This window comes from Streptomyces sp. NBC_01454, assembly GCF_036227565.1.
Taxonomy (GTDB): domain Bacteria; phylum Actinomycetota; class Actinomycetes; order Streptomycetales; family Streptomycetaceae; genus Streptomyces.
Window position 1 is genome coordinate 6,418,504 of the sequence record NZ_CP109460.1, and the last position, 12,217, is coordinate 6,430,720.

The 12,217-nt window shown below is 73.4% G+C and carries 8 protein-coding genes; 6 read left to right on the forward strand and 2 right to left on the reverse strand.

The features are described from left to right. Positions 1-3 precede the first annotated feature (3 nt). Complete coding sequence (locus OIU81_RS28370; protein ID WP_329152293.1) at positions 4-2,619, forward strand: caspase family protein; 2,616 nt, start codon at positions 4-6, stop codon at positions 2,617-2,619. Beyond that, positions 2,616-4,019 carry an extracellular solute-binding protein gene (locus OIU81_RS28375; RefSeq protein WP_329152295.1) on the forward strand — a complete coding sequence of 468 codons (1,404 nt, stop codon included), beginning with the start codon at positions 2,616-2,618 and terminating at the stop codon, positions 4,017-4,019. The genes OIU81_RS28370 and OIU81_RS28375 overlap by 4 nt, the downstream gene beginning before the upstream one ends. A 64-nt stretch (positions 4,020-4,083) precedes the next feature. Here the strand turns inward: OIU81_RS28375 and OIU81_RS28380 are convergent, their stop codons facing one another. Continuing rightward, complete coding sequence (locus tag OIU81_RS28380) at positions 4,084-4,320, reverse strand: hypothetical protein (protein WP_329152297.1); 237 nt, start codon at positions 4,318-4,320, stop codon at positions 4,084-4,086. A 22-nt stretch (positions 4,321-4,342) separates the two neighbouring features. Continuing rightward, positions 4,343-5,656, reverse strand: coding sequence for an inorganic phosphate transporter (locus OIU81_RS28385; protein ID WP_329152298.1), 1,314 nt, complete (start codon positions 5,654-5,656; stop codon positions 4,343-4,345). A gap of 431 nt (positions 5,657-6,087) precedes the next feature. On the opposite strand from OIU81_RS28385, the gene OIU81_RS28390 reads away from it, so the two are divergent. The 4 genes from OIU81_RS28390 (at position 6,088) to OIU81_RS28405 (ending at position 11,979) form a co-directional block, all read left to right on the forward strand. After that, the gene (locus OIU81_RS28390) at positions 6,088-6,756 is read left to right on the forward strand and encodes a class II aldolase/adducin family protein (protein ID WP_329152299.1); all 669 of its coding nucleotides are present in this window, start codon (positions 6,088-6,090) and stop codon (positions 6,754-6,756) included. 82 nt (positions 6,757-6,838) lie between these two features. Then, entirely contained in the window at positions 6,839-7,966 is a 1,128-nt protein-coding gene (locus OIU81_RS28395) for an alpha/beta hydrolase (RefSeq protein ID WP_329152300.1), read from the forward strand. 146 nt (positions 7,967-8,112) lie between these two features. Then, positions 8,113-9,561, forward strand: coding sequence for a hypothetical protein (locus OIU81_RS28400; RefSeq protein WP_329152301.1), 1,449 nt, complete (start codon positions 8,113-8,115; stop codon positions 9,559-9,561). Between the two features lie 819 nt (positions 9,562-10,380). Next, positions 10,381-11,979: an ABC-F family ATP-binding cassette domain-containing protein gene (locus tag OIU81_RS28405; protein WP_329152303.1), complete on the forward strand. Its 1,599-nt coding sequence runs from the start codon at positions 10,381-10,383 to the stop codon at positions 11,977-11,979. The last annotated feature ends 238 nt before the right edge of the window (positions 11,980-12,217 follow it).

The following is a 12,217-nucleotide window of genomic DNA, read 5'->3' on the forward strand; positions in this document are numbered from 1 at the left end:
CGGATGTCCGAATACGACGCGCGGGGCAAGGTCAACCGGGCGCTGCTGATCTGTGTCGACGACTACCGCCATCTGCGCCCCCTGCCCGCGGTGAAGGACAACGCCCAGGAACTCGAACGCGTCCTGCTCGCCCCCGGCACCGACCTGTTCACCAGGGGCGAGGTCGTCCTGTGCCGCCCCCAGGAGCCGTGGGAGGTGGAGCAGGCGCTGGACACCGTCACCCAGGAGGCGCGCGGACTGCTGCTGGTGTACTTCTCCGGCCACGGCCGGGTGGGCCGGGACGGCGGCAACCTCCAACTGATGGTCGGCGCCTCGGAACCGCGCCACAAGACCGTCTCCTGGCAGGACATGGTGCTGTCCTACCTCGACAACGCCCGGGCCGACCGGATCGTGATCATCCTGGAGTGCTGCTACGCCGGCAACGCCGGGGAGGCCTTCCACAACTGCCGCAAGCCCATGTCGCTGCTGATGGCCGCGCAGCCCAACCGCCGTATCTTCAGCGGCGAGGAGCCCACCGGCGGCAGTGTGTTCACCCGTGCCGTGCGCCGGACCCTGGAGAGCGGACTGCCCGGCAGGCGGTGCGTCACCTTCGAGGACCTCGTCCGGGAACTGCGCGGACAACTCGCCGCCGAACGGACCCCGATGGGCGACGTCTGGGAGCCGCGCTCGGCCAAGCAGAACACCGTCGACGACGTCATCCTGTCCTTCGCCACCCCCGAGATCCGCCCCCCGACCCCGCTGCGGATCCGCCTGCGCCGCCGGCTGAAATTCTCCCTCCGGCACTGGCTCAGGGTCCTGCTGGTGCCGGCGATCATCCTCGTCCCGGCCACCGCCGGCCTCGTCGTACTGAACCTCCCGAACGGCGACGCGCCCTGCCCGCCCGCCCTCGAACTGCGGCTGCTGACCGCCCCCGAGGCCGAACCCGCCCTGCGCCAGGCCGCCTTCGACTACGAGATGTCCGACGCCAACACCCGGCCGCTCAGCGGCGAGGGCGACCTCCCCGACGGCTGCCGGCGCGCCCAGATCACCGTCTACTCCGCGGCCAAGGACCAGGTCGACCAGGGCTTCGCGGCCGCCGACCGCTGGCAGGGCGAGGCCCGCGGCACCGGCCGGGAACGGCCCGCCGACAAGGGCCTCGACCCCCTCAATCGCCCCGGCCCGCAGCCCGACATCTGGATACCGGAATCCACCGCCGACTACTACGAGGCCCGGCGCGGCATGCCGGCCACGGGATCCCCGGCGACCCTGCACTACGGCGGCCCGGTCGCCTACACCCCCCTGGTCGTCGGCGTCCCGGCGAGCCGGCGGCTGGTCGACGTCGAACCAGGCGGCGCCTCCTGGCAGGAGCTGCTCACCGCGACCGACCACGCCCACCAGGACCTCAAGCTCCTGCGGCCCAGCCCCGTGCTGTCCGGCACCGGTCTGCTGCACACCCTCGGCCTCTACCTCGCCCCCGGCGGCCCGGACGCCGCCCTGCTGGACACCCCCTCCCTCGCCCGCGCCGCCGAGGACCGGCTCTCCGCCCCGGGCAGCCAGTACGCCGGCAGCACCGAACTCCTGTGCTCGCTGCGCCCCGACGCCGATGCCTCCGGCGCCGTCGACCGGACCAGGTCCGCGCCCCTGGTGACGGAGAAGTCCCTCGCCGACTACAACCTCGGCCGGGCCATCGGCAGTTGCCCCGCCCTGGGCTCCGCGCTGCCCCTGCACGACCGCTACGTCGCCTACTACCCCGAGGGCGTCCCGGCCCTCGACCACCCCCTCGTCCGCGTCGACTGGCGCGGCACCACCGACGCCACCCCGCGGCAGGCCGCCGTGGCCCGCTTCGCCACCTGGCTGCGCGACCCGCACGGCGGCCGGCGCACACTGACCGCGCAGGGCTACCGCGGAGCCGACGACCACGCCCCGCAGCCCGGCTCACCGCTCGCCGACAGCCGCGCGCAGGTCACCCCCGACCGCCGGATCGTCCGTTACACGGCGGGCCCCGACGAGGTGGCCCGGGTGCTGGAGGGCTACGACAAGGCACAGAAGTCCAGCCAGGTGCTGATCCTCATGGACACCTCCACCTCCATGGCCGACGGCGGCAAGCTCCCGGTCGCCCTGAACGCGGCCGGCCGCGCCCTGGAGATGGTCGGCGCACGGCACACCTACGGCCTGTGGGCCTTCCCCGACCGTGCGCACCCCGACGACCGCTCGGCGGTGCGCGAGCTGGTCGCGCTCGGCAGCCCCGACCCGGCCCCGGGCAAGGCCGCGCTGGACCGGGTCGCGGGCGGTGAACTCGTCGATCACGGGGCCGCGATGGAGGAGGCGCTGACCCGCGCGGTCCGCACGATGAAGAAGTCCGGCGCCACCAACAAGGCCATCGTGCTCCTCCTCGACCAGGACGACGGCGCGGACGGGCGCGCGGCGGCCGTCGGACGCACCCTCGACACCCTCGTCGGGGAAGGGCCCGAGGTGCCCGTACTGGCCCTGGTGATGGGCAAGTCCGGCTGTGACAGTCCGGCCCTGCGGCACCTGGCCCGGGCCTCCCACGGCCAGTGCGTCCCCGGCGGCCCGCAGGCCGTGGACACCCTGGCCGGACGGATCGCCTCCATCGGCACCGCCACCAAGGGGGACCGATGACCGCCGGGCGCACGGCGGTCGGCGCCGCGCTGGCCGCCCTGGCCTTGCTCACCGCGGTCAGCGGCTGTACCCCGGGGGATCAGAAGGTGCCGGAGAAGGGGGCGATCGTCCTCGCCACCGGCAGCGACCTCAGCAGCTCCGGCGTCCGCCAGGACCTGATCCACGCCTGGGAGAAGCGCACCGGCCGCACGGTGCGGACCGTCGAACTCCCCGACACCGCCGACGGCCAGCGCAGCCAGCTGCTGGCGGCGGGCCAGTCCGGCAACGGCGGCTACGACGTGCTCAACCTCGATGTGGCCTGGACCGCGGAGTTCGCCGAGGCAGGCGTCATCCGGCCCTGGCCCGCGCACCTGGACGGCGACTTCCTCGCCAGCGTGGCCAAGACGGTGCAGTACGACGGCAAGGTGTGGGGCGTCCCGTTCAACACCGATGCCGGGCTGCTCTATTACCGCAAGGACCTCCTCGACGCCCACGGCCACCACCGGCCCCCCGCCAACTGGGGCGAGCTGAAGGCCTGGGCCCTCCAGGCCGCGGACGCCTACAACCGCGACACGGACCGCGACGCCCGGGCCGGGGGGAAGAAACGGCCCAGGATGTACGGCATGGTCGCCCAGCTGCGGCCCTACGAGGGCCTCACGGTCAACACCCTGGAGGCCGCCTGGGCCAACGGCGGCGACCCGTACGCCACCAGCTTCACCAAGGGCGAGCAGGTCGGCGCGCTCCAGCTCGGCGTCGCGGACCTCAAGGACCGGCTCGATGCGCTCATGCCGCACGAGGCCGTCACGATGGACGAGACCGACAGCCGCCGCTGGTTCGCCGAGGGCCGCGCGGTCTTCATGCGCAACTGGCCGGTCGAGTACGCCTCGGTCGCCGAGAAGCTCACGTCCGGCGTCCGGTTCGACGTGGCCCAGCTGCCGGCCCGCCCCGCCGACGGCCGACGGCTGTCGGTGCTCGGTGGCCAGAATCTGGCGATCTCCGCCGCCAGCAGCCGGCCGGCCGGCGCACGGTCCCTGATCGAGGCGCTGACCGGCCGGGGCAGTGAACGCTGCCTGCTGGAGCGGGGATTCGCGGCCACCCGCAACTCGGCCTACCGCGCGGGGGACAAGGCGCCCCACTGCCCGCTGCCGCCCGGCGACGCGGAGCGCGCCGAGCACGGCGCCACGGGGCAGCCGGAGCCGCGGCCCGACCCCCGGCTGCTGCACGAGGCGCTGATGGCGGCCGCCCCGCGCCCGCGCAGCGCCCACTACCAGACGTTCAGCAAGGTCGTACAGCTCGGCGTGGCCGCCTGTCTCAACGGCAGCGGCGGCACCGCCATCGCCGACCGGCTGGCCCGGCAGGCCGATGACGCGCTCGGCGGCCGGGGCACCCCACAGGAAAGGCGCCCGGCGGACGACGGCTGATGCCGTGCCCCGCCGGACGCCTCACCGCGTCCGAAACCGCCTCGCGCCGCCGCTTTCGGCTGCGTCAGGCGGCGACGATCAGATAGATGCCGTAGGTCACGGCCGCCGCGCACAGGGCGAAGGCGGTCACCGCACCGGCCCGCGCACCGGCACCCGGTGCGGCGACCGCGACCGCCGCACCCTCCTGGGCCGGCTTGCGGGACGCCCCGACGATGCCGACGGTGAACAGGCCCACGATCCCGACCGTCACCACGAGGGTGACGCCGAAGACCTGGCCGAGAGCTGCCCAATCGATGGTCATGAGGTTCCTTTGGTGATGACAGCTAGCGGGTGACCGTCGCGGCCTTGGGGCGCGGAGCGGGGGTGGAGGTGTCGGGGCCGCCCGGCTGGGCGGGCACCCCGGCGTCGGGGGCGGTCGCCTGGGCGGGCACCCCGGCGGTTTCCAGCGCGCCGTCGGCCGGCGCGGGCTGGCCTGCCGGGGGAGGGGAGACCGTGCGCAGCGCGGTGGTCACCACGCCGGCCGGCTCCGCCGCCGGGCCCTCGTTGACATTGGTGTGGTCGATGGGCTTCCGCCGGGAGGCGGCCCAGATCGTGCCGCAGATACCGAGCGCGAGCACGGCCACCGCCGCCACGCCCCAGTCGCCCTGGCCCGCGAGGAACGCGGCGCCCGCCGCGACCGCACCGGCGGCCGGCAGCGTCAGGCCCCATGCGGCGACCATCCGGCCGGCCGTGGACCAGCGCACCACGCCGCCCTTGCGGCCCAGGCCCGAGCCCATCACGGAGCCGGAGCAGACCTGGGTGGTGGAGAGCGCGAAGCCGAGGTGGGAGGAGGCCAGGATGGTGGCCGCGGCGCCGGTCTGGGCGGCGAAGCCCTGCGGCGGCTGGATGTCGGTGATGCCCTTGCCCATCGTGCGGATGATCCGCCAGCCGCCCAGGTACGTGCCGAGCGCGATGGCCATACCGGCCGAGGCGATGACCCACAGCGGCGGGTCGGCGTGCGGGGCGACGACCCCGCCGGTGATCAGCGCGAGCGTGATCACACCCATCGTCTTCTGCGCGTCGTTGGTGCCGTGGGCGAGGGAGACCAGGGCGGCGGAGGCGATCTGGCCCGCGCGGTAGCCCTTGGCGGTGTCCGCCTCGGCGCGGTTGCGGGTCAGCCGGTAGGTGAGCCGGGTCGCCGCCATCGCGGCCAGACCGGCCACGAACGGCGCGGCCACCGCCGGGATCAGGACCTTCATCACCACGGCCTCGCCATGCACGCCGTGGGTGCCGACGGACACCAGCGTCGCGCCGATCAGACCGCCGAAGAGAGCGTGGGAGGAGCTGGAGGGCAGACCCGCGAGCCAGGTCAGCATGTTCCAGACGATCGCGCCGACCAGGCCGGCGAAGATCACTTCTGGTCTGATGCCGGCGCCTTCGTCGATGATCCCGCCGGAGATGGTCTTGGCCACCTCCACGGACAGAAACGCACCGACGAGGTTGAGCACTGCCGACATCGCCACCGCGGTCTTGGGTCGCAAGGCCCCGGTGGAAATGGTGGTGGCCATCGCGTTGGCCGTGTCGTGGAAGCCGTTCGTAAAGTCGAACACCAAGGCCGTGACGATCACGATCCCGATGAGAAGCGTGATGTGTTCCATTCACCCAGGCAATCAGTTCGAAGGTCAGTGTCGTTGGGACGCTACGGAGAACGGGTGAACGGGAGGTGAACTGGGACGGGCGGGGTGATGACGCCACCGCACTGTTCACGCGAAGGCACCTCCCTCGTCACTTCCGCCTCACCCGTTGGTGATCTGCGGGTGCTGTGCCCGTGCGCCGTGGGGCGGGCGACGGCCGCCCCACGGCGGCCACGGTGCACCCGCGCCGGACGGCGTGCGGACCCGGCCACCCCATGGTCCCGGCACACCGGCGCACGGAGTCCGGATCCGGCCGCTCCACGACGGCGGCACGGGTATCCCTGGAGAGCGCACCCCGGTTCGGCGGGCCGCGGTGTACGACGCCCCGGCCCGCTCGTACGGTGGCGCGCATCCGCATCCATTTCCGTATGTGCCGCACTGCCGCCGGAGGACCCATGACGGACCGCCCCGACCACCTCGCCGCAGCCTGGAGCGACCTGGTCACCACCGCCCGCCGGACCGTCGCCGACGGCCTGGTCGTCGGCACCTCGGGCAATGTCTCCTGCCGCCTGAAGGACCTGGTCCTGGTCACCCCCAGCGGGGTGCCCTACGACCGGCTCGGTCCTGGTGACCTCACCGCGGTCGACCTGGAGGGGCGCCAGATCATCGGCACCCTCCGGCCGACCAGCGAACTCCCCATGCACCTGGCGGTCTACCACAGCAGCACGGCCGCCGCCGTCGTCCACACCCACGCCCCGCACGCCACCGCCGTCTCCACCCTCGTGCCCCAACTCCCGCCCGTCCACTACATGACCGCGGCCCTCGGCGGCCCCGTCCGCGTCGCCCCCTACGCCCTCTACGGCAGCGACGAGCTCGCCGCCCACATGCTCGACGCGCTCCGCGACCGCACCGGCTGTCTGCTGCAGAACCACGGCACCATGACCTACGGCGACAGCCTGGACGAGGCCCTGGACCGCACCGCCCAGCTGGAGTGGATGTGCCGCGTCTGGCTCACCGCGCAGTCCGTGCCGGGCCACACCCCGAGCCTGCTGTCGGCCGGGCAGCTCGACGCGGCCGCGGCCCGGCTGCGCGGCTACGGCCAGCAGGGCCGCGGCAAGGACTGACCGCCGCCCCGGCCGCCCCGGTCCCTCACCCGCACGACTCCGCCAGGTGGCCGCACCCGGCGGCGCTGCGCACACTGGTGAGGTGCGCCTGGGTACTGCGGCGGCCGCGGCCGCCATCACCGTGATAGGTGCCGGGGCGGCCGCCGTGGCGGTCGGCCGGTACGCCAGCGACACTGCCCTGAAACCGTCGCCAGATCAGCCGTTCCCGGGCGATTCCCGGCTCACCGTGCACTCCGCCACCGAGAGCCGCATCGCCCTCACCCGCAGCCTGGCGACCATGCGGCCCGGCACCTACGGGCTCACCGGCACCGGCTGCCATGCCGTGGTCGGCTCCGTGGTCCACGGCATTCCGCACCCCGCCGACGCGGTCGTCCGCCGCCTGGAGCGGGTCACCCACGGCACCCTGCGGCCGGGCAACCGGATGCGGCTCACCCCGCAGGTGCACGTGGGCAATCCCCGGGACGCCCTCGGCCTCGACCACGCCGACGTCGACGTCCCCGGCGAACTCGGCGCCCTCCCGGCGTGGTTCGTGCCCGGCGTCCGCGACACCTGGGTGATCACCGCCCACGGCCTCGGCACCACCCGCGAGCACCCCATGGTGGTCATGCCGTTCCTGCACCGCCACCGGCTGCCCGTCCTCGACCTGGCCTACCGAAACGACCCCGGCGCCCCGCGCACCGCCGACGGCATCCACCACCTCGGCGACACCGAATGGCGCGATCTGGACGCGGCGATCCGCTACGCCGTCCGTTACGGCGCCCAGGCCGTCGTCCTCTACGGCTGGTCCACCGGCGCGACCATGGCGCTGCGGGCCGCCACCCGCTCCGCGCTGCGCGACCGGATCAGCGGTCTCGTCCTGGACTCCCCGGTCCTGGACCGGGGCGCCACGGTCCGTGCGCTGGCCGCCGCCCGGCGGGTCCCGCGCGCCCTGCTGCCGCTGGTGGTACGCGCCGCCGAGGGCTCCACGGGGGTGCCCCTGGACCGGCCCGCCGACGCCGTCGACCCGGAGGAGCTGGACATTCCCACCCTGCTCTTCCACGGCCCCGACGACCGGATCGCCCCCTGGACGGCCTCCCGTTCCTTCGCCGCCCGCCGGGCCGACCTGATCACGCTTCAGCCGGTTCCGCATGCCCCGCACGCCGCGATGTGGAACGCCGACCCCTCGGGCTACGAAGAGGCCCTGCGACGCTTCCTCACCCCTCTCATGTAGCCCCGCCCCCGCTCCCCGGTGCAGCCCGGGCATACGGCGGGACAACTCCCCTCATCAGGGATGGGGCGGCGCAATGGCACGGTCCCGGAAGGCCGTGGGCGGGGTTCCGATTGGGCTTTCGGGCCGTCAGCGGCAACACTGCTCCTGTGACGTCCCGTACCCCGCGCGACTCCCGGCTCCGACTCGTCCCTCGTCAACCGGTTGCGGCCGCCCGCCGAGCGGTGACAACCAGGACCCAGCGCCCGGCGCCCCGCCCGCCCGAGGGCACTCCGCCGCCGGCGGAGCTGGCCCGGCAGGCCCGCGCCGTGCTGGCCGGCGCGGCCCGCCTCGCCCGGTGGGCCGACAGCGCCGGCAACACCGGCGGCAGCCTGCGTGCCGGACCCGACGGCGCACTGCCGGAAGCGGCCGTGGAACGTGCCGCCGAGGCGCTGCGCCTGACACCGCGGCAGGTCCGCGTCGACTGGGACCGGGCCCGGCTCGCCGGGCTCGTCGAGCTGCATGACGGCCTGGCCCGCCCCGGCTGGCGGCTGCGTGCCTGGGACCGCGACGACACCGCCGTGCTGCGCGGCTGGGTCGCCCTGTTCGACGCCTGGTCGCTGGCCCGTCCCGCCCCGGCCGCCGCCGGCCCCGCGATGGTCGCCGAAGTCGTCGAAGCACTGCCCCAGTTGCTGTCCCTGCTGCATCTGTCGGCCGGGCCGGTCCAGCTGCCGGTGCTGCTGGACATGCTGGACCAGCGCGTCGCCGAGCTGCGGACGGAGCGCTGCGAGGTCCCCTACGGCCAGGAGCCCGCCCCCGGCGGCACCGCCGACGCCGCGGCCGACGACGCCGCGGGGGCGTCGCTGGCCGAGCTGCTGGCCTGGGCACTGGACGCGCTGCGGATCGTCGGCGCGCTGGTGCCGTCCGGCGGGACGCCGGACGGCGTCCACGAGGCCGTCCACGAGGCGTCCGAGGCGCAGCTGACACCGCTCGGCAACTGGTCGGTGTGGGTCAAACTGGAGCAGATCTGCGTCGCCGCACAGAGCCCGGCCGGCCATATCGAACAGTCCGCGGAGGCGATGCTGCGCGGCTGCGCCCGGCTCACCCCCGGACCGGCCCGCACCGAATACCGCGCCTGGCTCGCCGCCCGCTCCGTCGGCGCGGCCGTCGAGGAGCTGCTGACCGTGGCCCGCGGTGAGGACGCCCTGCTGCGCGGCCTGGCCTTCGAGGCACTGCGGGCGGTGGGCGCACCGGCCGAGGCCGCCGTCCGCACCGCGGCCGACGAGCCGGCCCTGCGGCCGTACGCCCTGCTGTGGCTGGTCGAGCACGAGGGCGGCGACCCGGAGACCGCACCCGATGTGCTCACCCGCGAGGAGTCGACCTGGCTGTGGGTCGACACCGCGGCGGCGGTGGCCGACCACGGCGAGACCCAACTCCTGGTGCGCCACCTCGATTCGGCGGTCCAGGGCTCCGTACCGCGCCTCCTGGAGGAGGTCCGCGCCGTCGGCCACCCCCGTACCGTCCAGGTACTGGTGGCACTCGCCGCGGCCCACCCGGACCCGGCACTCGCCAAGGCGGTACGGCGCGCGGCCTTCCAAGTCCACACCGGTGGGGTTTGACTTCCCACGTTTTTGGCTTTCCCGCCGTGGGGGTTGTTCGCCGTTTGTCGCCCGCTGCGCGGTGCGCCCGTCGTTGTGCCTTTCCGCTGCGCGGGGCTGATTCCCGTGTTGTTGGCTGTCCCGCCGTGGTGGCTTGTCGCCGTTGCGCCTGCGGCGGGCGGGTGGGTGTCGGGTGCGGTGACGGGCCTCCGGGGCCTGGTGTGTGGACTGCTTCGCTTTACGTCCACACACCAGGCCCCTCCGGCCCGTCCCCTCCCGTAGGGGAGTACGTGAAGGTGAGTGGGGGCGGGCCATCGTCGGCCGTCTCGGTACGACCTGCCAGGCACGCCGGACCAGCCACATCCACCCCCACCGGCCTTTTCCCACCCCCTCCACGGGAGGGGGCGGGCCGGAGGGGCCGGTGTGTGGGACGTAAAGCGAAGCAGTCCCACACACCGGCCCCGGAGGCCCGTCACCGCACCCGACAGCCCCGCGCAGCGGACCCGCCCGCCGCAGGCGCAACGACGAGACGACACACGACGCCGCAGACGACAACGCGGGAACCAGCCCCGCGCAGCGGAGAGGCGCAACGACGGGAAAGCCAAAATCGGGCCCAGGCAAAGCGCAGCGGACAGGCAACGGCGGGCGCCCCGCGAAGCGGGCGAAACACGGCGAGAAACCACCACGGCGGGAAAGTCAAAAACGTGGGATGAAAAACCACTTGCACGGGGCCGTTAGACTGCCTCCCATGGCAGTTCTCCCTTGGGTTCATTAGACGGCGCAGCTCGCTCTCGGACCGTCCGTCCAATCCGCCGTCTTTCCGACCCTGGAGCTTTTCCCGTGATCACCGCCTCCGGCCTCGAGCTGCGCGCCGGCGCCCGCGTTCTCATCGAGTCCGCCTCCTTCCGCATCGCCAAGGGCGACCGCATCGGCCTGGTCGGCCGTAACGGCGCCGGCAAGACCACCCTCACCAAGGTGCTGGCGGGCGAGGGCATCCCCGCCGCCGGCTCGGTCACCCGCTCCGGCGACGTCGGCTACCTCCCGCAGGACCCGCGCACCGGCGACCTGGACGTGCTCGCCCGCGACCGCATCCTGTCCGCCCGTGATCTGGACTCCGTGCTCCGCAAGATGCGGGAGAACGAGGACCGGATGGCCAACGGCAAGGGCGCCACCCGCGACAAGGCGATGAAGAAGTACGAGCGCCTGGAGACGGAGTTCCTGACCAAGGGCGGGTACGCCGCCGAGGCGGAGGCCGCGACCATCGCCGCCAGCCTCGGACTGCCCGACCGCATCCTCGGCCAGCCGCTGCACACCCTCTCCGGTGGTCAGCGCCGCCGCGTCGAGCTGGCCCGGATCCTGTTCTCGGACTCCGACACCCTGCTGCTCGACGAGCCGACCAACCACCTCGACGCCGACTCGATCGTCTGGCTGCGCGACTACCTCAAGACCTACCGCGGCGGCTTCATCGTGATCTCCCACGATGTCGACCTGGTCGAAACCGTCGTCAACAAGGTCTTCTACCTCGACGCCAACCGCTCCGAGATCGACATCTACAACATGGGCTGGAAGCTCTACCAGCAGCAGCGCGAGGCCGACGAGAAGCGCCGCAAGCGTGAGCGCGCCAACGCCGAGAAGAAGGCCGCGCAGCTGAACTCGCAGGCCGACAAGATGCGGGCCAAGGCCACCAAGACGGTCGCCGCGCAGAACATGGCCAAGCGTGCCGACAAGCTGCTGGCGGGGCTGGACGCCAAGCGGGCCTCCGACAAGGTCGCCAAGCTGCGCTTCCCGGACCCGGCGCCGTGCGGCAAGACCCCGCTCACCGCCGAGGGCCTGTCGAAGTCCTACGGCTCCCTGGAGATCTTCACCGATGTCGACCTGGCCATCGACAAGGGTTCCCGGGTCGTCATCCTCGGTCTGAACGGTGCCGGCAAGACCACCCTGCTGCGGCTGCTGGCCGGCGTCGAGACCCCGGACACCGGCGAGGTCCGCCCCGGGCACGGCCTGAAGCTCGGCTACTACGCCCAGGAGCACGAGACCCTGGACCCGGACCGCACGGTCCTGGAGAACATGCGCTCGGCCGCCCCGGACATGGACCTGGTCGCCATCCGCAAGACGCTGGGTTCCTTCCTCTTCTCCGGGGACGACGTCGACAAGCCCGCCGGGGTGCTCTCCGGCGGGGAGAAGACCCGCCTCGCCCTGGCGACGCTGGTCGTCTCCTCCGCCAACGTGCTGCTCCTCGACGAGCCCACGAACAACCTGGACCCGGCCAGCCGCGAGGAGATCCTCGGCGCGCTGCACACCTTCACCGGCGCCGTGGTCCTGGTGTCGCACGACGAGGGCGCGGTGGACGCACTGGAGCCGGAGCGCATCATCCTGCTGCCCGACGGCGTCGAGGACCTGTGGGGCCAGGACTACGCGGACCTGGTCGCGCTGGCCTGACCGCGGCGGATTGATCATGCCGTATGGATCATTCGGCCGATGTGTGATCCATCATCTGAGTGAGAACGGCTCGTACACCGGCGAGCCTGCGGCGGAGGGCCGGGCCCCAGGGGCCCGGCCCTCACCTTTTCGGCCGCATACCACCTGACCTGCCACTTCTCGGGGAAATCCGGGCGCGGAGGGCCTTCCGGGCAGCCGGAATCAGCGGTTCCGGGCCGGTCGGCAGGGTGTCCGACGG